At 51.9% G+C, this 21,820-nt stretch carries 16 protein-coding genes and 1 tRNA gene; 8 read left to right on the top strand and 9 right to left on the bottom strand.

What is annotated here, in order from left to right:
• Positions 1 to 146: 146 nt before the first annotated feature.
• Positions 147 to 1,148 (bottom strand): Gfo/Idh/MocA family protein, encoded by a 1,002-nt coding sequence (locus JF44_RS0103075; RefSeq protein ID WP_033067488.1) that lies wholly within the window; start codon positions 1,146 to 1,148, stop codon positions 147 to 149.
• Between the two features lie 335 nt (positions 1,149 to 1,483).
• Here JF44_RS0103075 and JF44_RS0103070 point away from each other — a divergent pair.
• Positions 1,484 to 1,560, top strand: a tRNA-His gene (locus tag JF44_RS0103070).
• A gap of 1,644 nt (positions 1,561 to 3,204) precedes the next feature.
• Positions 3,205 to 3,900, top strand: coding sequence for a thioesterase II family protein (locus tag JF44_RS0103065; RefSeq protein WP_052065413.1), 696 nt, complete (start codon positions 3,205 to 3,207; stop codon positions 3,898 to 3,900).
• Here JF44_RS0103065 and JF44_RS0103060 read toward each other — a convergent pair.
• The 3 genes from JF44_RS0103060 to JF44_RS0103050 form a co-directional block, all read right to left on the bottom strand.
• A complete protein-coding gene (locus JF44_RS0103060) occupies positions 3,897 to 5,558 on the bottom strand; it encodes a cyclic peptide export ABC transporter (RefSeq protein ID WP_033067487.1) in 1,662 nt (553 codons plus the stop codon). The genes JF44_RS0103065 and JF44_RS0103060 overlap by 4 nt on opposite strands.
• A gap of 1 nt (position 5,559) precedes the next feature.
• Positions 5,560 to 7,209 (bottom strand): cyclic peptide export ABC transporter, encoded by a 1,650-nt coding sequence (locus JF44_RS0103055; protein WP_033067486.1) that lies wholly within the window; start codon positions 7,207 to 7,209, stop codon positions 5,560 to 5,562.
• Between the two features lie 102 nt (positions 7,210 to 7,311).
• The gene (locus JF44_RS0103050; RefSeq protein ID WP_162181379.1) at positions 7,312 to 8,385 is read right to left on the bottom strand and encodes a diaminopropionate ammonia-lyase; all 1,074 of its coding nucleotides are present in this window, start codon (positions 8,383 to 8,385) and stop codon (positions 7,312 to 7,314) included.
• A 383-nt stretch (positions 8,386 to 8,768) separates the two neighbouring features.
• On the opposite strand from JF44_RS0103050, the gene JF44_RS0103045 reads away from it, so the two are divergent.
• On the top strand, positions 8,769 to 9,926 hold the full coding sequence (locus JF44_RS0103045; RefSeq protein ID WP_162181378.1) for a TAXI family TRAP transporter solute-binding subunit: 1,158 nt from the start codon (positions 8,769 to 8,771) through the stop codon (positions 9,924 to 9,926).
• Here the strand turns inward: JF44_RS0103045 and JF44_RS0103040 are convergent.
• The 4 genes from JF44_RS0103040 to JF44_RS0103025 are packed head-to-tail and all read right to left on the bottom strand — an operon-like array spanning position 9,914 to position 14,353.
• Positions 9,914 to 10,579 carry a GNAT family protein gene (locus tag JF44_RS0103040; RefSeq protein WP_033067483.1) on the bottom strand — a complete coding sequence of 222 codons (666 nt, stop codon included), beginning with the start codon at positions 10,577 to 10,579 and terminating at the stop codon, positions 9,914 to 9,916. The genes JF44_RS0103045 and JF44_RS0103040 overlap by 13 nt on opposite strands.
• Positions 10,576 to 11,559 carry an ABC transporter substrate-binding protein gene (locus JF44_RS0103035; RefSeq protein ID WP_052065412.1) on the bottom strand — a complete coding sequence of 328 codons (984 nt, stop codon included), beginning with the start codon at positions 11,557 to 11,559 and terminating at the stop codon, positions 10,576 to 10,578. The genes JF44_RS0103040 and JF44_RS0103035 overlap by 4 nt, the downstream gene beginning before the upstream one ends.
• Positions 11,560 to 11,585: 26 nt before the next feature.
• Positions 11,586 to 13,577: an MFS transporter gene (locus tag JF44_RS0103030; RefSeq protein ID WP_033067482.1), complete on the bottom strand. Its 1,992-nt coding sequence runs from the start codon at positions 13,575 to 13,577 to the stop codon at positions 11,586 to 11,588.
• Complete coding sequence (locus JF44_RS0103025; RefSeq protein WP_033067481.1) at positions 13,574 to 14,353, bottom strand: hypothetical protein; 780 nt, start codon at positions 14,351 to 14,353, stop codon at positions 13,574 to 13,576. The genes JF44_RS0103030 and JF44_RS0103025 overlap by 4 nt, the downstream gene beginning before the upstream one ends.
• A gap of 191 nt (positions 14,354 to 14,544) precedes the next feature.
• On the opposite strand from JF44_RS0103025, the gene JF44_RS0103020 reads away from it, so the two are divergent.
• From JF44_RS0103020 to JF44_RS0103000, 5 genes are all read left to right on the top strand, one after another.
• Complete coding sequence (locus JF44_RS0103020; RefSeq protein ID WP_052065411.1) at positions 14,545 to 15,051, top strand: YcjF family protein; 507 nt, start codon at positions 14,545 to 14,547, stop codon at positions 15,049 to 15,051.
• 41 nt (positions 15,052 to 15,092) lie between these two features.
• Entirely contained in the window at positions 15,093 to 15,290 is a 198-nt protein-coding gene (locus JF44_RS0103015) for a hypothetical protein (RefSeq protein ID WP_033067480.1), read from the top strand.
• Positions 15,291 to 15,338: 48 nt separating this feature from the next.
• The gene (locus JF44_RS0103010) at positions 15,339 to 16,688 is read left to right on the top strand and encodes a prohibitin family protein (protein ID WP_033067479.1); all 1,350 of its coding nucleotides are present in this window, start codon (positions 15,339 to 15,341) and stop codon (positions 16,686 to 16,688) included.
• A gap of 106 nt (positions 16,689 to 16,794) precedes the next feature.
• Positions 16,795 to 17,355 carry a YcjF family protein gene (locus JF44_RS0103005; protein WP_052065410.1) on the top strand — a complete coding sequence of 187 codons (561 nt, stop codon included), beginning with the start codon at positions 16,795 to 16,797 and terminating at the stop codon, positions 17,353 to 17,355.
• 114 nt (positions 17,356 to 17,469) lie between these two features.
• Positions 17,470 to 18,243, top strand: coding sequence for a 4'-phosphopantetheinyl transferase family protein (locus tag JF44_RS0103000; protein WP_156111578.1), 774 nt, complete (start codon positions 17,470 to 17,472; stop codon positions 18,241 to 18,243).
• Between the two features lie 61 nt (positions 18,244 to 18,304).
• On the opposite strand, the gene JF44_RS0102995 is transcribed toward JF44_RS0103000, so the two are convergent.
• On the bottom strand, positions 18,305 to 21,808 hold the full coding sequence (locus tag JF44_RS0102995) for an AMP-binding protein (protein ID WP_033067477.1): 3,504 nt from the start codon (positions 21,806 to 21,808) through the stop codon (positions 18,305 to 18,307).
• Positions 21,809 to 21,820: the final 12 nt, after the last annotated feature.

Raw genomic sequence — 21,820 nt, 5'->3', positions numbered from 1 at the left:
ACCATCTCAAGTTCTTCCTGGTGGGAGGTCTTTTTCTTAAGCATGCCCCATTGAATCAAAAGTCCCCGCCATTGGCGAGGACTTTGTCAGCAATCTGAGCCGGGATTTCCCCGGCTTTTGAATTTGGTTGTGGGGTTGAAAATCAATCAGGATTTCACCATTTCCCAGCTTCCGGTTTTGGCCGAACGGTTAAAGGCATCAAGGATCTGCATATTGGCAATCGCATCTTCAATCGGGTAATCGACGGGGCTGTCGCCCTTAAAGATCGCCGTCGCGGCTTCGCCTTGCAGGGTATATTGGTTGCACACGGGGAACTTGATTTCGCGTGCTTCGTCAAAGCCCGGCTGTTTCTGACCAGCAACGCGAATGACGGCCTCGTTTTCCGGCACGGCATTGAACGGCATCAGGATTTCAATCCGGCCTTCAGAGCCCAGAATATGCACGCGCTGAACCGCAGCGGACTGTGTGCCACAGACAAAGCTTGCCTGCAGGCCCGATCCGAAATCAAGCATGCCTGATACAAGCCGGTCGGTGCCAAATTTCGGATCCTTGTCCATCAGCGATACCACACGCACCGGTTCCTTGCCCGTGACAAGGCGCGGGCCGACAATGCAGTAGCAGCCGATATCAAGCAAACCGCCGCCGCCAATATCCTTTTTGTTACGCACATTATTCGGATCGGCATTGAAATAGGTAAAGATGCTTTGCACCGTGGTAAGTTGCCCGATCTGACCGCTTTCAACGATCTTGCGCGCTTCAAGCCATTGCGGATGATGGCGGATCATAAAGGCCTCAAGAACCTGCTTGCCGCTTTTGTCACGCGCTTCGATCAGGCGGCTGGCATCTTCGGTGTCCAGACCAATCGGCTTTTCACACAGCACATGCTTTCCGGCTTCAAGCGCCTTGATCGTCCATTCGACGTGCAAATGGTTGGGCAGGGGATTGTAAATCGCCTCAATCGACGGGTCGGCCAGAAGTTCTTCATAGGCGCCATAGGCGCGTGGAATGCGCAGGTTTTCTGCGACCTCACGGGTTTTTTCAAGATCACGACCGGCAATCGCCAGAATTTCCAGCTTGTCGCTTTCCTGCATGGCCGGAATAACCTTTTCCGTGCCGATCTTGGCGGTGCTTAAAACGCCCCACTTCATTCCGATACTCCGTCTGTTTTCTCTTTTGTGGCGCAATGGCCATCCGGGCTAACAATTGGCTACCCTATATATAGGGTGTGGCAAATTTGGCCGCAGTTGATGGTACTGGCCTGTTATTGAATTGAACTAATTAAGGCATATCGCGACACATGCAAGATGCACGGAGGGATAGGGTGGGATCATCACCGGGCGTTTGGGCTGTGAAAAAGCTGCTCGCAAAGCCCAACCCCGCAAAATTCCGCGCTTTGAAAGACTTGCAGAATTTCCGGGCAAAAAAGTGAAATTATGCGCTTGACGCCGAAGGCCTCGGGCCATATAAACCGCGCCACACGATGGCGGGTGTAGCTCAGGTGGTTAGAGCACCAGTTTGTGGCACTGGGGGCCGTGGGTTCAAGTCCCATCACTCGCCCCAAAAATTCAAAGGCTTAGAGGTTCCCTCCTCTAAGCCTTTTTTGGTTTAGGTAGCAAATAGGTAGCAAAAATATCACTATCCGTGAGTGTCTGAATTTTGTGGGACGTCACATTCCTGACCGAAGTTTTCTCGTTCATATTGCCGTAAAGCCTTGATGCCGTATCGAATAGCGCCCACGGCTTTTACCGGCCTGGGGCCTGTTCCTTCGCTACGCCAGAATGCGAGGGTCGCGGGTGAGATCGGCTTGTTGCATCTTCCAAGAATACCAGCTCGCGCCCAGCGGTAAGAAACTTGCTGTGATGTTAAAAACAAAAGGGCGCTCATGCAGGGACTCCTACCGCTAACTTGTGCCCGGCGTCAGTCAATTTGATCTATTCGCCTTGGGCGTCATATTTGGGTTACTCGACGTTCTCTCATCATAATAGCGACGTTTCGTGGAACTGAATCTTTTTTTGGAAACCTATGCATGTGCTTTACTCGTGCTGCTTTGCATTCCAAGTGATATGTTAGCAGTTTTCTCTGCTCAGTCATGAGCCTATCATCATCCAACCTACGCCCATAAATGATCAGGACGACGCAAACAGCAATGGGCTGAGGTTGTAAAGTCAGCCACACCTAAGAACTGGCAGGAGCGATAAGCTGCTTCACGTGACACAAAACGGCGATTGCCGTAGGCATCAAGCAGAGCAAGACAGAAATTGCAAACAGCAACAGGCCAACGGCATTTCTTGGAACGCTATAGGAGCGATCTGGTGCAATCACACTAAGCTTTGCTTCAATGCGTTTAGTAGCTTTATCAAAACACGCTACGATCAACCTTCGGCCCGTTCATTCGCCAGAAATGCTCTTCCTTGCCGGGCTTTTTTTGCAATCCATCTCTGAGATTTTGAGTAGGTTCGTTCTTTTTCCAGCGAAGCAATCTCAGTGGGAAATGAGGTTGCTCGATAGCCCCAGGTATCTGCAGCGGTTACGTTGCGACTTGTTACCCAGTTGCCACGAACAGGAAATTCCGAAGCATTTCAGTGTGTCACGCTGTCGTTTGTGGTTTTTCAGTGAGGGAAAACATCAGAACACTTTATAGACTCTCGTTTGCAAGTGGTTTTAGTGGGTAGGCAGCAAAAACCACGAGGCTCGGATCGCGAAATAGGTTCCTCGCAGACGGTAAAGGGCTTTTGACCAAGGCCGGTCCATTGAGCGTCGGCATTGCCGTCGCTAATGGTGATTGCACTTAAGAGTATGCAAATCAGCAGCAATGCTTTGGTGAGAACGTTCATCACTTAGTCCGTAACGAGGGGGTGAAAGGTGATAAACTCCAACTCGGTTATTCGACCAACCTGATTGCCAAGGAAGACTTGGTCAAAAAAGCATGGCAGCTCATCCGTATGGATTCTTGACGAAACCGAAAAGCTCAGCACCCAGATTGCTTTTACGATGCATCGCATTTCATCAATGTATTCAGGGCAGAGATCGGAACAACATCAATGTCTGATGGTTGCAGGAAAAAACCAATGCGTCTTATACATCTGAAATATTTCTTTATTCAAAGTCCCAGGATGCTAACTGTTAAGCAGACTGGATAAGGGGGATCCTTTGGTCGATAAAAACAGATGGTTCTTGCAGCTTCCTGGGAAATTTCCCCCCCGGATGCGACTATTTTGTTTTCCGTTTGCTGGCGGTGGTGGGACCTTTTATCGACCTTGGCGTGACAAGCTTCCAGAAGATGTCGAGATCGTTTTGGTCTGCCTTCCGGGGCGTGAGCAGCGGTTTGGTGAGCAAGTTATTGATACGATTGACACGATGGTCGAACATATCTTTCAGGCTATTTCACCCCTGACGGATCTGCCTTACGCTTTCTTTGGCTATTCGATGGGGGCAATCATATCCCATCACTTGGCGTGTAAGATTTTTGTCAATGGTGGTGTAGAGCCAGGCCTCTTATTTCTGGCTGCGCGCCGCAGTCCTGATCTGGAACTGACACGTGCGTCGCTCAATGGTCTGCCATCAGATAGCTTCTGGAAGGAAGTCGTAAAATATGGCGGAACCCCCAAAGAGATATTTGAGAACGAAGAATATCGGCAACTTTTCGAGGCCCCGCTTCGGGCTGATTTCAAGCTATCAGAAACCGCTGTTTCGAAAAATCTGCCAAAGCTTTCCTGTCCGATCACAGTGTTTGGTGGGGATGCGGATACAAGCCCGATACCAGATCATCTTGATGGATGGGCTGATGCCACAAGCGGAGCATTTTCCAAGCACGTTTACGCCGGCGGTCATTTCTTCATCACCGACCACGTGGACGCGGTGACGGCAATCGTGTCTGATCGATTGGGAGGCGTTGCTTAGGCGTTGGCTTCGTCAAACTGTCCGTCACGCACGTGATAAATTCGGTCTGCAACATCAAACCAGCGGTCATCATGTGTCACGCAAATCAGTGTTTTGCCCTGATCACGTAGCATAGGCAGAAGCTTCTCGTAGAAGACCGACCGGAAATGTGGGTCCTGATCTGCGGCCCATTCATCAAGAACAAGAACCGACTTGTCTTCGAGAAGGGCGCTGACAAGTGCCAGGCGTTTGCGCTGCCCCTGTGACAGGGACGTGGTCGAGAATTTGTTGCCATCAAGGGTGACCTTGTCAGAAATTTCAAGCAGTCTGAGGAAGTCATTAACCTGGTCGGTATCAATTGGATCGATGCCATATAGTTCATCAAACAAATGATACCCCGACAAGACCGACGCGAACTGGTCCCGGTAATCCTGAAACTGCGATGGTCGCAGGACTTCACCATTCACTCTGATCTCACCGCTGTCAAAGGCGCGAAGACCTGTTAGCAGCGAAATCATGGTCGATTTACCCGCGCCATTGCCTCCGGTGATAAAGGTAATCTCACCTTTCCTGAAGGTGGCATTCAAGGGGCCAACGGAAAAACCACCCGTTGGTCCGGGATAGGTAAACCGAACATCCTTCATCGTGATTGCATCGATGCGGGCTAGTGGTGTGGTGGTGGCGGTATCGGAGCCCACAGGCTGCGTTAGGCTGTCAGCGGTGGCGGCCTTTTCATCCTGTTTGCTGAGTTCCGCGCTCAGTTGTTCCTTAAGGCTGGTGATCTTTGCCAGAGCTGCTTCGGTGTCGTTGAAGCTTGGCAAGGTCATAATGGTCGAGCCAATCGGGCCAAACAGGAACAAGGTCGCGGTTGTCGTTTGAACCGCAACGTCATGATAGTCGGATGTAAAGATCGGCACGATAAAGACCATTGCCGCCATCATGCAATAAAACGCCAGCTGGACAGATGCTGTTTCGCGGCTCCATTGCTGTTTGATTTCTGCCTTTGTGTCACGGGTCCGTTCAGACCGCTCATGCAAATGCAAAAGCAGGGCATCCCGGCGAAGATTGTTCATCTTCACTTCCTTGAAGCCATGCAGCAGATCACTCAGCCCGCCAAACAGTTTGCCTTCATCTTCGGCGGCTTCGCGGATCGCGATATTGACCTTCTTGATACGGTAAACGTGGATGGTGACCGCAAGAGCGGCCAAGACACCAATCATGGCAAAGGCAAACAGCGACAGATAGGCCAGATACAAACTGACAAATAGGATCAGGACCAGCTGCTGTATGCCGTTCATCAGCATTGGCAGCGTGTTGGAAATAGTTTGCATTTCCTGGGTCATCGCGGCCTGAATCGGGCCTTCACCGACGGTATCCAGCGTTTCAGGCGAAGCCTTGCCGACCTTGTCAAACAGAGACAATCGGAATTCATGCAGGATGCGTTCGACCTCGACCGAGACAATGGTATCAGCCTTGTGCTGTGCCCAGATGAATCCGATGAGGGATAGCGCCATCAACGCCATAAGGTGGGCACTGACTTCATTGTTTTCAGCTTGCTCAGACGCCATGTTAACGATGATCAGGACCATAGTGGTCGAAACCGCAGCCATGGTCAGAAGAGCAACAACCGTGCGCAGATTGATCTTTGCCTGAGTGCGAAGAATGTTCAGCGACAACATTTCAAAGTCTCCCACGTGGGTCATCAAGGGCAAGTTCGGTCAGCTTGCCCGTTTCAAGATGAAGGCGGCGATCAGCGACTTCGAAATAATGATCATCATGGGTCACGGCGATGATGGTCGTGCCACGCTTTTTAAGCTCTGGCAAAATCTCGTGATAGAACTTCTTACGGAAATAGGGGTCCTGATCTGCGGCCCATTCATCCAGAACAATGATCGGACGGTTTTCAAGAATGGCCGTAATCAGCGCCAGTCGTTTGCGTTGACCCGCCGACAGGGCAATGGTGATGAACTTGTCATCGCGAATACCGGTCACGTGCGATAGCTCAAACCTTTCGATCCAGTATCTGGCATGCTCATCGGTGATTTCATCGGTGCCAAACAATTCGTCAAACAGGTGGGAATCTGAAAACACGGTTGCGATCAGATTGCGATAGGCCGACAGGCTTTGCGGGCCAAGCTGGATATTGTTGATCCGTATTTTGCCTGCGGTCGGCTGATAAAGTCCGGTGAGCAGCTTTATCAGGGTTGATTTACCCGCCCCATTTCCCCCGGTGATGAACAGCAATTCACCACGTTTGACCGTCAAGCTGATCGGTCCCAAAGCAAAGCCGTGGCGCGGATCGCGGTTGGGATAGGTAAAGGACACATCATCAAAGGTGACCTGATCAAATTTGTCCTCAAACGTCATGCCTTCATCGGCAATCGGTTCGCAGATCGCTTCAAGGTCCTTGGACAGTTCCATCATCCGGTTAGCGGATTGTTCGGCCATGCCCAGGACAGACATGGATTGCACGATCACGCTGATCGGACCGATCATGAAAAGCACTGCTGTACTGATCTTGGCAACGTCGGTGTCGATGCTGTCGGAATAGACCGGGACGATGAACACAATGATGGCCAGCAGAATATAGAACGCGGTTATCCCCATGATCATCTGACGCGAAATCATCGCTTGCGCGTTCGTGCCGATTTCGGCCTTGTTTTCCGATGCATCGATGAAGGCGACCTTGAAGGCGTCGCTTCTGCGCGACCACATGCGCACTTCCTTGATGCCGGCAAACAGGTCGGCGACCTTGCTAAACAGGATGCTTTCAACCTGATGCAGCTTGCCAAACCACATGGCAAGTGTCTTGCCCATGCGCAGGTAAATGACGATCCCGCTGCCGACGACGACCACGATGATGCAGAAGGCCAGCATCGATATCCAGAAGACATAGGCCATGACGGCAATCAGCAGCAAAATGCTTCTGAAGGACATGCCAATCAGGTGTGAATTTTGGGAAATGATCTGTGTGCTTTGGGTGATGGTTTCAAACAGGCGTGTTTGTCCAAAGCTTTCAAGTTGGGCGAAGTCGGCAACAGCGATCTGAGACAAAAGCTTTTTACGGACCTTGTCGATTCCCGCTTCGATCTGTTTGGCAATGGTGCTGTTAAGATAGACCTCGGCCAGGAAATAGATGATCGAAAGCGCGATAAAGATGCCAGCCAGAAGCCAGTTGACGCGATCAATGCCGTTATCGGCGATCTCTTCGGCGGCAGTGTTTACAAGGCCAAGAAGTGCTGCACTCCCAACGCCGGAAAGCGCACCGGCGAGGATAAGTCGGGTAGCAAGCTTGTTATCACCCCAAGATAACAATTCCAGCAACTTCATTTATTTAGCAGCCCCCAAAAACCAACCTGTCGTCACAGGCCCCAACTGTAGCATGGCGTGACGAACTGTCCAGCAGACGCGCCATGTTTCTTGGCATTTGATTTAAAGATATTTTTCCGGGATCGCGCCTTCGCTATTGATCACAAGAACACGGCTATGTTCCGTCAGACCAAACTGGCTGCGCAATTTTGGGGTTTTCGCAACATGCCAAAGCCCGGCAATGCCTGAAATGCCGGTGTCCCAGGTATCAAGCGGTGGATCGTTTCGCACACCGGCAACAAGCCGGTCCTGAACGTGTTTGGCGATTGTGTCATCAATCACGATGTTGCCAGCACTGACATCGCGCAGAATTTCAAATGCAGTCAGGCTGGGGCATCCGCAGGAAAGTCCCACCATCCGTGTTAAAAGCTTACCAGGCACCTTGGTCAGGACATCGGTTTCAATGCTTGCTTTCACACAGGCGGCAGCATCTGGCTCGACGGTAAATACGGTCGGCTTGTTACCGCTTTCATGCCACATGCCAACGGCGCAACCTGCGGCCATACCGCCAACCCCGCATTGCAGGAAGATGTTGTCGATTTCGCCTTTTTGTTCGCGCAACTGTTGGGCGCATTCCAATCCCAACATTGCGTAACCCGCCATGATGTCGCGGGTGACATCAAGCGTGCCATCATAGTCGGTATCCGTGATCAGAAGGATGTTGTCTGCTTCGGCTGCTTTGCTGGCGGCCATGACCGCATCATCATAGGTGCCATCAATTTCCACCAGTTCTGCACCATTATCGCGGATACGGCGCATACGGGCCGGGTCGACGTCGCTTCCGACATAGATCCGTGCCTGACAATTGAACTTTTTTGCGGCCCATGCGGTGGCAAGACCATGATTGCCGTCTGTTGCCGCGACAGCCACATAGTTGCGGCATTCGGGTGATCCCGGCTCAATGCCAAGTTTTAAAAGCTGTTGCTTCAGGCCATAGGGCGCGCCAAGCGCCTTGACCCCGCCAAGACCAAACCGTTTGCTTTCATCCTTTACCCATACTGCGCCAATGCCCAATTCCCGCGCCAGGCCCGGGCAGGGCATAAGCGGGCTTTGACAATAGTCGGGCCATGATGCAATCAGGCTTGCAGCATGATAGATTTCATCACGACTTGGGACAAAGCTGTTTAAACTGGCCACCATCGGCTCCGGAAGGGCGAAACGATTATTACGTGTGGTTATGGTTGGCAGGCTACAACCGGTCAAACATTATCTGTGATGTGAATTAGGTTAAATGTCTGAGAAATTTGGCTCCTGAGCCGAGATTGCAACAGATTGGAACTCGACGTTCAGTGACAACATCCATTACACTGAACATATGACATAAACTGTTCGTGGTAGAGTTGATCTTGAAATTGCTTATGGGCGGCTCCGTTAAGCCAATTCGGTGGTTGATGGTCTCACTGTGGTTCGCAGGCGGGGGATCTTTTGCTGCCCATGCGCAAGATGCATCGGCAAACCCACCGGTGGCGGAGCAAAGCGCACAGTCAATTGTTGCACCAACCGGTGATCAGGAGGTTAGCTTGGATAATCAGGCTAAGACCTTTGATGTCGACCAATATGATGCCGATAAGCTCCAACCCCACAAGAATAATCCCGATATGGTTGATGGCCTGATCTATAAGCCCGATGCCATCCCGCTTTCGCAATATCGCCGCAAAACCAAGGACCCGGATAGTCTTGTTGCCTTTAGTAACGCGACGGAAATCATGGGAGACGGTACGCATGAGCAGTCCTTTTACGCGGCGATCTACAGCGGCAGTACGAGTGGTGTGTATTTTCAGGTGGCGGCAAAGATCTGCGACATGATGCGCGAAAGCTATAACCGTCATCGCGTTCATTGCGTACCCCTACGGTCCCAGGGGGTTGGTAGTAACATAGAATTGATGAAAGAAGGCCGAGTTCAGTTGATGATTGTTCAGTCGAACAACAACTGGGAGGCGCAGGCTGGTGTAAACCCGATCGTCGGGGCGCGTTCGGTCATGTCGCTGCATGATGAAATGGGTCTTTTGGTTGTCAGCAAGGATTCAGACATCAACAGCATCGCCGACCTTAAGGGCAAGCGGATCAATATCGGGCCGGAAGGGTCTGCATCGCGCGAATTGTGGATGGAACTTCTTGGGCAATATGGTCTTAAGCTTGAAGACATGGATACCGTCTATAGTGTGGCACAGGACTATAACCAGCTTGGCATTTGCGAAGACTATATTGATGCATTCGGTCTTTGGATCGGTCACCCGGCAACCTTGATTGAAGAAAGCATGAATTGCGACGCCAAGGTGGTCGGTATGGGCGGTCCGTTGACCCAGGAACTGGTCAAAGCCAATCGATACTTCTTCGATCAGGTGCTTCCGGCCAAAACCTATAGTGGGCAGGAACAGGCTTTGGAATCATATGGCTTCAAGGCATCATTAATGGCCTATGAAGCTGCTGATCCGTATGTGGTTTACTGGGTCGCGCGTATCATCTACGAAAATATTGAGAAGCTGAAAACCGAGTTCCCGACTTTCAGCAGCGTGGTTGCCAAAGACATGTTTGGCAAAGGCAATTTCCTGCCCTTTCATAAAGGGGCGGCGTGCTATTGGGAAACCGACATGCATGCCTGTGACTGGCAGGAACTCTATAAAGATCCTTCAAAGGATAGCGTCGGCTCAAAACCGTCCTATACCTATATGCGGTAATCGGGAATCCAGCCGATTTCAATGGTCTTTGTGCCAGGCGCTTTGCGATATGTTGCGCCAATCAACCCTGCGGCCAGGTGCCTGTGACACGTTTCAAAATCAGTTGCCCGGCACCATGCTATCACATCAGCACGCGGGTAAATTATCGGGGCCGAGGTTAGGTCTGCGCGCATCAAGAAACGCTGCCCACCATATTTTTCCTTCAGCTGCCGAACAACCAAACCACAAGCCAGAATGTTGATCAGGCTTGCGCTATTGCCCGGTGCGACCGTGGTCAGGAGCAGTTTTCGACCGACTTTGATGGCTTCTTGCATCCGGTGGCGTGTCAATATTTGTTGCCAGTTATGGCCACGGCACTCTGCTTTGACAGCGACGCCGTCAATGTGGGCCACGAACGGAAGGTCGGCATCGGCAAGCCCGTGATCCGTTCCGAAATTCGGATCACCCGGGCGTGGCAGACCAAGCACGCAATAGGCCAATAAACGGCCGTTTTCCAATATCCCGAACGTTTTGCCGCAATCGGCCAAGTGGTCTTTGAAAAACGCATCGGTTTCAGATGCGACAAGTGTGGGGTCGGCATCGGAAATCACGGCGTGATGCAACTCAATGATTGCATCAAGGTGGCCTTCATCAAGGCGCGTGATGTTGGTCATTTGATGATTTCTGCATAATCAAGCAGTGACAGGGGCGGATACATTTCAAGTTTGCGCGCAGAGGCAAAATTGATCAGATAGGAAAAGCGTTCCAGCGTTTCAATCGGGATATTAGACGGTGAAACACCATCCAAAAGGATGCTTTCAACCTTGCTGGCGGCAAGGCGTCCAACCAGTTCATAGCGGCTTACAAGGCCCAACATGGCTTGCCCGTCGCGGACTTCAAGCTCCGTAGCGCTAAAGGCCGCCAATCCATTTGTGAATCCTGCCTCGGTTAGTACATCGCGATAGGTGCCGATAAAGTTATCCGGACCGATATAAAGGATATCAGCACCGCGCTTGGCCAAATCGCTTACTGCAGGTCCAATGTCGTCCGGTGATGGATCTTCCGCCTGTCCAAGCGGGGCGGTCAGGACTTCAAACCCCATTTCGGCCCCCAACGCCTGAAGGTCTTCGACGTTGGAAATCGAGTTATCCTCTTGGCTGTTGTAAACCACGCCCAGCTTTGTCAAGGGGCGATAGGCGCGAATAGCCTGGATTTGGGCCGGAAGCGGTGCAATATGGGTAGCCCCGGTAACATTAGGGCGGGTTTGTCCAGCGGGTGCCGCAATGCTGGTTTTCCAAGGCGAGGATACCATGACAAACACAACGGGCAGATCTGTAATGTTTTGCGCCGGATCAACCTGATCATATTTGCCCGCCACTCGCGATGTCACACCTGTTCCCCATGTGTAAACCAGATCTGGTGGATCTTTACGAATTTCAGAAATGATGTCGGGGATGCGTTCAAGGTCGCGACCAATATCAAATATCTGCAAGTCAACCGGGATATCGCGGTCCGCGAAATAGGCGCGAAATCCATCTTCAACACGTGTTTCACCACGCCACAAAATCATCGCGATCTTAAGCGATTTTGCTTCCTGTGCACTTGCCGACGCGATCCCCGGAACATTGATCGTACAAATGGTGAGGGTAATCATAAGGCAGAGGGTGCTGAACAACCTTATCATTGTCCGTCCTCCGACTTACTGGTTTGTGCCTTCTGGTCTGTGGGCACATGCCCGATCAGAAGTTCAAAGCAAATCACGCAAACAGCGGCAATCGCACCAAACACCAGAACGGCTTGTTCCAGGCCAAGCGACAGCGTCAAGCTTGCCGCAAGAAGGGGACCCAATGCCCCTCCCAATCGTTCGGCCAGTCGCAACACGGCCAGAACCGGACCTGTACCATGTTCCTCGGTGAAGTCAGCGGCAATTTTCAGGCTGGCTGAAACCTGTGCCGGGATCGACGTAGCCTGTGCCAAACCCAACAGAGCAACCGCCACAGCAAAGCTGGCATATTGCGGCATGAAACCTGCAAACAGAAGACCGATGGCAGTAAGTGCGCCACCGATGCCAACGGCGCGGATTTCATTCTGCTTGCTATCTGTCCACCGTGCTATGCCCCAACCGGTCAAAAGGGCGACCAACCCATAGAGCATAATCACGCGCCCGGTTTCTGCGGTGGTTGCACCCGACTGCAACAGGATTAACGGGGTCAGGTAAAACAGAAAACCGCTTAGGATCAGTTTGGCCGGCACGGCAGCAAACAGGATCAGGACCTGTAACCGTCGATTGGACAGCATTGCCTTCAAGGCATGTTTGGTCGGCACGGGCGGTGGTGTTTTGCCACGCACCATATTGTCCATCAGGAAGAAGGCCAATGCGACAGCAACGCATGCAACAACGCCACCGGCGATAAAGGTCACCGCTTCGCCAAAATGGCTTGCGAAAATACCACCAATCGCCGGGCCACAAATATCGGCAAGCATAATTCCACTGACCATCATCGCAGTGCCCTGCGTCCTGTTGCCGTCATTGGTTGCATCAAGCACATAGGACTGACAGGCCACAAACGTGATCGCATATCCCATGCCCGACAGGGCACGCCACAGGATCAAATCGGCGAGCCCCATGGCAAATGCTGTCCCACAAAGGCCAATAGTCGCCAGAAATGCGCCGAATAGATACATGCGAAGCGATCCGATGCGTTCCTGAAACAGGCTGCAAAGCGGCATGGCAATCGCGACCATCAGAAGATGCACCGCCATGACGATCCCGGCACCCAACTGACCATCGATAGAGCTTGCCGTGATCTGCCCGAAGAAGGACGGCATGATCGGGCGCGCAAGTTCTTCGGCCAGGACGAACATGAAGGCCAATAACCGCACACCGATCAGTTTTACTTCGCGTTCTTTCTGCGGCTGAATGCCGACCTTGGCAGCGGTTTTACTGATCACGGAATTGATATGTTCCATGAAACTGCCGATCTCGTCGCGGGTCGACTGACCATGCAGGATGGTGAATTTGTGCTGCTGCACATTGGTCAGAACGCGGCGCGCGACCCGGACGGGCAAAGCGACATTCACCGTCAGAACAAACAGGACAAGTTCAAATGACAGTGCGAGAGTGATGATGAAAATGATCGCGATATCAAACAGGTTATCTGTCACCGGGCGCATCAGTGCCGCGCGGTCATGGCCGATCACAATGGCAAAGTCAGATTGCTTGGGATCAGGATCAGCAACGCTTTTAAGCTCAATCCGTGTGATGATGGTTGAAGGCGTTTTGGGGCCATTCTCCTCAAACAGGGCCTGCTTAATTGTGCTGGCCGCTACGCCGCCGGTATGAACCGGTTCTGTTCCATTCAGGATCGCGGCGAATTGCAGATCTGGATCACCTTCCTGTAGCTGAACGACGACATCTTCAAACCCGACAATGCGATCAAGCGGGATGCCAAGCTCTAACGCATGTTCAACTTTCTCAGCCAATGCCTTGGCTTGTATTTCCGCCTTTTGCTGAATTTCGACCTGCAGGTCGTCGCGTACCAAATCCGCTGCGCGCCACGATATCCCGATCAGCGCAATGCAAAGTGCGATTGTGCTAAACAAAAGCAGGATCCAAATCGTGCCTTTGGGCATCAGTCGACGTTTGTGTTTCGATGCAGAGATATTGCTCATTTCGACTTCTCCGCATCAGATGACTGGCCCGCCACGCCGTCCTTGGGCAATTTGTCGCGGATTTCGCGATAGAGGGAAATCAGTTCAATTTCGCTTGCCGTAAGGGCGTCTTCGTCGTGGATCTGGCGTGCGGTGGTTTCACCTGCCATGGCGCGATCTATGTCTTGGTGAAGTTCGACGAAAATGCGATGACGGCGGCGCATCAAAATAATCAAAAGCCCCGTTATGGGAATGATCAAAAGCATCCCAAACCCGGCTGACTTCCACATCTCAATAAAGGCCAAATCAAGCTTCCGGAAATAGTCGCTACTGTCTGTGGTGACGATCAATTGACCGGCACATTGTCCCAGGCTGTCGTGCAAAATGCTGCGGGAAACTGCACCTTTTTCGGAAATGCTTGTCCAGGATGATTGAGTGCGCGGCCCGAAGCTCTCGGAACTGCGATCAATGCGGGTGGGATCTGGTTGCTGCGTTGAGGTAGCCCGGGCAATTTCCGATCCTTTGCAGTCCTGAACGGTAATTCCAGTGACTTCGGGTGTCATTTGCAAACGACGGGCAAGAATCCCCTCAAGGTTTTCGAAATTATCCAAACGCAAGCCAAGATCAATCCCTGCCAGGAGATCCTGACTTGTTTCATGTCTCACAACACTCATCTGTTGAAAGACAAGGGTCCTAAGCGTTTGCTCAACGCGCAGGTAATTGAGCGTTGTTGTCATGCTCAGCGCGGCTGCGAGTATCAGAAACAGCGCAACACCGATCTTGGTTGCCAGACTCAATTCATTGCTCCTGCGAGACGGCGGAAAACGCCGCGTTTCCCAATCATGATCGGGAGTTAAATTTAAACACTTATGGCGACATGGTCGTTCGATGGAAAGAAGCGGTCAAGTCCGCATACGCCCCTGAAACGGTTTGCAGTGGGAAAATTTAGCGTTTATGCTTTGGCCTCCATACAAAACCGGGGGGTGACATGGATAGTCCGCGCTTGGACCAGCTCAAACGCAACAGAAGAGACCGGCTGGCCCGGGGAATTGTGATGCGCAATACGATGTGGGCTGCGGGCACTGGATTGATCCCCATTCCCGTTCTCGATTCGGCCGCAATCGTTGCAGTACAGCTTAAAATGCTAGCCGAATTGAGCAGTCACTATAAAGTAGATTTCCGCAAAAGCAGTGGCAAAGCAGTCATCGCGACCATGATGGCCAGCATCACTGGTGGGGTGTTAGGAAAATCGTTTCTAGCGACGGGTATCTTTTCGGGCCTGGCAAAAGCCCTTCCGGTGGTTGGAACAACTTTAAGTGTGCTGACCATGCCTGGCTTCAATGCTGCTTTCACCTATGCGCTGGGTCGGGTGTTTCAGCTGCATTATGAAGCAGGTGGGACAATGGAGAATTTCGACCCGAAACGTGCCGAGCCCAAATTCAAGGAAGAATTCCAAGACGGGTTAAAGGTCGTTAAGGATGCAAAAGTCGCTTAGGCGTCTTAACAGGGTTAACTCAGGTCGGCGGGCTCAGGGCAATGAATCTGATCATTATCATTCTTTATCTTCTGGCGGCAGTTGTTTGCGGCTTGTTGGGACGCCGGACATCGTTCGGGTTTCTCGGGCACTTCATTCTGGCGGTGGTGATCACACCGATTGGTGATTTTCTGGTTCAGATCGTCGCGCGGCCATCACGCGAAATCCGCGAAAAAATCAATGATCTGGATGAGTACTGACGTGCAATCAACGTTTCATGAAAATGCATAAGAGTAATGAGATAGCGAATGGTTGATGGCACAACAATGTCAGCAAGCGGTCCGGAACGAGGCAAGGGTGAAAACGCGCGGCGGCCAGGCTTCCGCGATCGGTTCATCAACTGGCTGCACCGGGTTGTCAAACGCTCGCAAACAGGAATCCTGATCACGATCTTCTTTATTCTGATCGGGATGATTGCGCTCGCTCCGCAAATCTTTATTACCATTCCGGCCGGTCATGTTGGCGTGATGTGGTACCGCTTCTTTGGTGGGACCGTTGTTGAGCATACCTACGGCGAAGGTGTGCAGATGATCTTCCCTTGGGACAAAATGTTTGTCTATGACGCCCGCCTGCAAAATCAGGCCCGCGTCTATGACACGATCTCTTCCAACGGTCTGTCGATGGAAGTCGACATCGCGGTTCGTTATCGTATCAATCGCGATGCGGCAGGTATGTTGCACAAGCTTGTCGGGCCAAATTATCCGGAAATCCTTGTTTACCCGGAAATAGGATCGCATGCCCGTGAACTGATTTCGCGCTACACCCCGGAACAACTCTATACCGAAACGCGTGCATTCATTCAGGCCGAAATCCTTGAGCGTATGGTCAACCAGCTTGGATCTTCGTTGGTAAACCAGAGCTTCCAGGGACGTTTGGTTACGGTTGAAGACGTGCTGATCCGCTCAGTCAAATTGCCGCAGCGGGTTGCCGATGCCATTGAACGTAAAGCCGAACAGTATCAGGCGATGCTTGAATATGACTTCCGCCTTGCGCGTGAAGAAAAGGAAAAGCAGCGCAAAAAGATCGAGGCTGAGGGTATTCGCGAGTTTCAGGATATTGTTGCGAAGACCATCACCGAAGAGTATCTGCGTCTGCGCGGTATCGAAGCGACCATGTCGCTCGCCACGTCGAAAAACAGCAAGACCATCATCATTGGTGGCAAGGACGGCTTGCCAGTTATCTTGAATACGGCTGATGCGCCGCAGTCGTCCTCTGATACCTCAGGTGCGGAACTGACTGGCGATCAGGCCAACACCTTGCCATCTGCCAATGACCTGAACGCACGTGCAGCTGAAATCTCACCGCAAAATGCGATTTCACCGGGTATTCGTGAACCCGGTAGTAGTGCGTCACCGTCTTCGTCCTCCAACCCCTTGTCACCAAGCCAGCCGGGTGGGGCAGAACAAGGTTCCGTGCCGACACCTGATGTAAAGCCTGCAACGCAATCCGGTGATGAACAACCTGGCTCGCCAAGCACGTTGCAAAAGGTGATGCAATCTATCGCGCCGCTATATGATAGCAGTGCAGTCAGAACCGAATCAGCTGCCGGTCGAGAGCCAGCTGCTGTGCCGGAAATGAAGGCAGATACAAAACAATAACAACTTCTGTTTGTTGCGATAAACCGGAAGTTGGGGTAGTGTGTTGGCAGTCTAGAATTTTGTGTATGCGACCTGTCGGCAAAATGAACATTGCAAAGAGGCAATTATGAGCGAAGCAGAAAAAGTTGAAGAGACTGAAGAAGTTGCTGTAGCAGAAACTGCTGAGCTTCGTGCTCAGGCGCATAGCAGCATTAACCGTCACACTGCATATGCTGCCATTGGTGGTTTGGTTCCTATCCCGTTCCTTGAAATGGCAACCAGCAGCACCATTCAGCTGCGCATGCTCGCACAGCTTTGCGACACCTATGGCGTGCCGTTCTCCGAGAACGCGATCAAGAATTCCATTTCGACCTTGGTCGCTACGGTACTTCCGGCAACTGGTGTTGGCTATGCTGCGGCAAACCTGATCCGTCGTGTTCCCGTTGTTGGTACGATCTTTGGTCTGGTTGCAATGCCGACCTTTGCTGCTGCTTGCACCTACGCGCTGGGTCGCGTTTTCGCATGGCACTTCGCCAAGGGCGGTACGGTTGCAAACTTCGACGCAGAAGAAGCTTCCGGCAAATTCCAGGAAGAGTTCGAAGAAGGGAAGCGTAAGGCCTCTGAATATGTCAAAGGCGGCAAAACCACTGCCAAACCTGCAGGTGCTGCGGCAACTGCCAAGGCGTAATTGGGTTTTCAAATCCAATAACTGCGTATGTTTTCAAGAATGTCCAAGCTATGCTTGGACATTCTTTTTTTGTTTGTCGGTTTGGATGTCATTCCGCTGAGACGGAGCCGTGATGTGAGATTGTCTGACGCCATCAAAATTCAGTCGTTTGAATTGGTTCGTGATAGCGCATCAGGAAGCTTTGATCTGAGTGATGTCCTGAGCGCGACATTGGTTGTCATTGAACTTGATGACTTGGCGCCTGAGGCAAGGGAAACACTTATTGGTCAATTGCTTAACGAAGGTGAGTTGACGCGCCGTGACAGCTTTGAACACGCGCAGCGCAGGGACAGCTACACACATGGTCGTTTGGCGGCAAAGATTGCACTCCAAGCACATCGGTCTGAGATTGATCCACGCCTGATTAGCATTGAAAGCGGAATCTTCGAACAGCCAATTCTGTCGAATGTAGCGGGGGCAAGTGTCTCGAACCTTGGTGTATCGATTTCACATTCAGACAGGCTCGCAGCTGCGTTGATTTTTCATCGTGGGCACCCGATGGGAATTGATGTTGATCTGCCTTCTGAGGATGATGTTAGTCCGGTTCTTGACGGATTGGATCGCGAAACACGCGAAATGTGCGCAACGATTGGGTTGTCAAAGCGCGACACGGCCAGCCTGCTTTGGGTCGCGCGCGAAAGTTTGGCAAAGACCCTTACGACAGGCATGATGACACCGCTTGATATCTATGCACCGTCAGAGATCACCCACAAGGTCGATCACTATGTGCTAGGATACCGGAACTTCGCGCAATATCAGACGTACGTTTGGTCGGGCGGTTCTGGTTGGTTGGCAATGACCTTGCCGGCAAGGACCCGTTTCAAAAATGAAAGACCAGAATGGTCGTAAAACCATCTGGTCCTTGCTGTTTGGTTGATCTCGATTTGCCGTAATCTGCGCTGACTGGCTGTTAGATTGTTCGTTTGATCTGCTTGCGCATGGCCTTTGCCACTTCTTGAATATGTGGCTGGGAAATCATGGTGCCATGGGTGCCCGGAACCATGGCGAGTTCAATATTGTCACCCGTGAATGCGCGCCAGCCGCTAAATTCATCACCTTCGATGTAGGGTGCTCCGCGCACAATGGTTTGCGGACGTACAAGCAGGATATCAATGTCTTCAATCTCCGGCGGCATGTAGTGAACGGCCGCAAGTGCGTTGTTCTGAAACACCGCAAGAAGTCGGCGCATCGTGCCACGATCCGCATCCTTTGGCAGAAGATCGCATTCCTTGCCATTCGTCAGCAGGTAATCAATGCGTTCCTCCGGTGTAAGAGGGCGCAATTCTTCGGCTTTGACGATCCCCAATTCACCAAACAGATCTGCGAGATATTCTGCTTCGTCCTTGCGCAGCATCTCACGGACAGATTCAGGAACTGCAATCGCATCGAGCAGGGTGACGCTGCGCACATCCACCCCAGCCTGTGACAGGCGATAACCTGCTTCATAGGCAAGCAACCCGCCGAAGCTCCAACCCGCAACGCGCACCGGACCGTTCTGGATCATTTCGCGGATGAATGGCATATAGGCAGCGACCATGTCCTCAACGGAAGCGTTTAATCCCTGACCTTCCTGAAGTCCACGGGATTCGACCATTAAGACCGGTTGCTCAGAACCAAGTTCACGTGACATATCCTGATAGCATAGGATGTTTCCGCCCACAGGATGAAAGCACAGGATTGGGATGCCTTTGCCTTCGGTATTGACTGAAACGACCGGGTTCTTGTCCTTTTCATCGCGTTTGCGCATTTCAACGCGATTAGCAAGTTTGGACACAGTTGCGCAGCTAAACAAATCGCTGAGCGGAATTTTGATATCAACCGCCTGATTTAATTTTGACAGGAATTGCACTGCAAGGACGCTATGCCCGCCTAGTTCAAAGAAATCGGCATTTGCGTCATCAATCGTGTAATCAAGGACCTCACCCATGATCTTGGCGATTTGGTGTTCAAGCTCGGTTTCGAGTTTCTGTGAATGCTTGTTTGACCCTACAAGAAGGTCGCCCGATGGTGCAGGAAGCTTGGCTTTGTCGACCTTCCCATTTGACGTCAGTGGCATTTGATCAAGGCAGATCATATAGCCCGGCACCATATAGGCTGGCAGGGCTTGCTCAAGTTGGGTCCGGCAAGTTGTGACGTCAAAGCCATCATCAGTGGTCAGATATGCAACCAGATTTTCCGAACCCTGATTGCCGGATTTGTGCAAGATAACAGTCGCATGGCGAACAAGAGGATGTTTGCAGATGGCGGTTTCAATTTCGGCCAATTCAACGCGATTACCGCGGACCTTGACCTGCCCGTCTTCACGGCGAACAAAAACGATCTCGCCGTCATTGCGTTTGCGGCCAATATCGCCGCTGCGATACCACCGGCTACCATCACTGTCGGATATAAAGCTTTGCTCTGTCAGGGCCGGGTTATTCAGATAGCCACGTGCAACACCCGCCCCACCAATCAGGATTTCTCCCGGCACGCCATCGGGTAGCGTTCGGCTGTTTTCATCAGATATTCTGATTTGCACGCCATTAATTGCTGTGCCGATCGGTGGCGGCAGGATCTGACGATGGTTTTGTGCCGTCATGACATATTGCGCAGTTGACACGCAGCATTCCGTCGGACCATAGGCATTTACAAGTATGCTGCTGTTGTGTTGGGGCAGGGCAAAGAAACGTTCGACCAAGTCCGACGAAACCGGTTCGCCGCCCAGAACCACCATCTTGGCCGGGCAGTGCTGGCCGGATTGATACCAGTGATTAAGCAGCAGGAAGAACAGACTTGGCGTGGCATCGAGTTGATCGATCTCATGCTCGATAATGAAGTCATGCAGGGTTTCGGGATCGCTTCTGGTGTCGGTGCCCGGGATATGAAGACTGTGCCCGTTTAGAAGGCTTGCGAAAATCTGAACAATCGATCCATCGAAGGCAAACGGTGCGACGCATGTCAGATTAAGACAAGACTTTGCGTCGTCTGCGCTGATCAATTTCAGCTGCGTTTCCAATACTGAGTTTGCAAGGTTAACCACAGATCCGTGCTCGATCATTACCCCTTTGGGCGTGCCGGTCGTGCCACTGGTGAACAGGACATAGGCAACGTCAGACGATGCTGACGGCTTATCAGGTGCACCGTCGGCAGACCGCACAAGGTCAGAAAGATCATGGCGATAACGCAATGTTTTATTTGGTGCGATATTGGCATCTGGCGACAGAACCAGATCAAAGGTGTATGGGGCAGGGTCAAAGCCCGGCGCATTAATGGCTGTGCGTTCAACCGCAAAACCGCCATGGCCATATGCCCAGTCTTTCAGGAATGCTTCGGGCACGAACAGGTCTTCAAGGAAATCAAGACGGGTGTCATAACCCTTGCCGACGTTATCGGCGGCAAACTTTGCAAGGTCAGCAAGATAGTCCGACTTGCGGTCTGCATCCCAGATATTGCCAAGATAAATCGCACCACCCGGTGCCAGCAATTTGGCAGCCTTGTTAAGAACCTGACGGAGATAGCCAAAGCCCGGGAAGTTTTCGACGACGCTATTGAGAATGATCAGATCAAATGATTGTTCCTCGAAAACATCAATGTCGTGCGCGGCCAACTGGCGGCCCATGACGTGCGTCATGCCTGACTTGATGGCAAGTTCTTCGGTACGTTCAACGTTCCGCCGGGACAGATCGGTTGCAACATATTTTCCGACGACCGGTGCGACATGCTTCATGGTAAAGCCCGAAGCACAGCCTATTTCAAGCACATGCGCGTCTTTGGATACCAGATTGGCGATCTTGTTACGTGCATTTGCGCCAAATGCGTCCATGGCTTCTTGCGCAATCGGTTGTCCGGTGAATGCGCTTTTCCACCCACCGGCCAAAACGTTGTCTGCATCATCGCCAGCAAGGTGATCCCACAGTTCAACCGACATCAGTGAACCCGGCGTTTCCGAGATCGCATCAATATTTTCGCGGTCGATGCACAGAATGTGTTCAACGCCATCACACCGCCACTGCAATTGGTGAAGATCCCCCACATGTTCGGCATCAGCCAAGACAAGCGGAATGGACGCATTGTTGGCAATGGCAATACGACGGATCAAGGGGGTTGCCGGATCAAGTGGCACAAACGGATGCCCGGCCTTAAGAATGCCGAGGATGGCCGAAATGTAGAAATGATTACGTCCGGTCATGACGCCAATCATGGCGTCTTGGGGCAGGTTCAGACCGATGATGAAATTGGCGATCCGGTTGCTTTCGCGATCAAGAACCTCATAGGAAATATCCTGAGCCTCATCCTTGATGGCGATCCGCTCGGGATGCTTGGCGACGACATCGGCGACAGCATCAATGATGCTTCCGAGTTGCGCTGCGGGTGTTTCTGCGGCTTCGGGCAGGGACGTTTCCAGACTGTCGAAATCAAAATCAGCGATTTTCATTGATACGTCCCT

It is taken from the genome of Thalassospira australica, from assembly GCF_000763295.1.
GTDB classification, from domain to species: domain Bacteria; phylum Pseudomonadota; class Alphaproteobacteria; order Rhodospirillales; family Thalassospiraceae; genus Thalassospira; species Thalassospira australica.
Note: the sequence above shows the minus strand (reverse complement) of the source record. Positions and strands in the feature narration are given on the sequence as shown.

Coding starts and splice junctions, on each gene's coding strand:
- JF44_RS0103075 (WP_033067488.1), bottom strand. CDS start 1,148: ATGAAGTGGGGCGTTTTAAGCACCGCCAAGATCGGCACGGAAAAGGTT.
- JF44_RS0103065 (WP_052065413.1), top strand. CDS start 3,205: ATGCGACTATTTTGTTTTCCGTTTGCTGGCGGTGGTGGGACCTTTTAT.
- JF44_RS0103060 (WP_033067487.1), bottom strand. CDS start 5,558: ATGTTGTCGCTGAACATTCTTCGCACTCAGGCAAAGATCAATCTGCGC.
- JF44_RS0103055 (WP_033067486.1), bottom strand. CDS start 7,209: ATGAAGTTGCTGGAATTGTTATCTTGGGGTGATAACAAGCTTGCTACC.
- JF44_RS0103040 (WP_033067483.1), bottom strand. CDS start 10,579: ATGACCAACATCACGCGCCTTGATGAAGGCCACCTTGATGCAATCATT.
- JF44_RS0103035 (WP_052065412.1), bottom strand. CDS start 11,559: ATGATTACCCTCACCATTTGTACGATCAATGTTCCGGGGATCGCGTCG.
- JF44_RS0103030 (WP_033067482.1), bottom strand. CDS start 13,577: ATGAGCAATATCTCTGCATCGAAACACAAACGTCGACTGATGCCCAAA.
- JF44_RS0103020 (WP_052065411.1), top strand. CDS start 14,545: ATGGATAGTCCGCGCTTGGACCAGCTCAAACGCAACAGAAGAGACCGG.
- JF44_RS0103015 (WP_033067480.1), top strand. CDS start 15,093: ATGAATCTGATCATTATCATTCTTTATCTTCTGGCGGCAGTTGTTTGC.
- JF44_RS0103010 (WP_033067479.1), top strand. CDS start 15,339: ATGGTTGATGGCACAACAATGTCAGCAAGCGGTCCGGAACGAGGCAAG.
- JF44_RS0103005 (WP_052065410.1), top strand. CDS start 16,795: ATGAGCGAAGCAGAAAAAGTTGAAGAGACTGAAGAAGTTGCTGTAGCA.
- JF44_RS0102995 (WP_033067477.1), bottom strand. CDS start 21,808: ATGAAAATCGCTGATTTTGATTTCGACAGTCTGGAAACGTCCCTGCCC.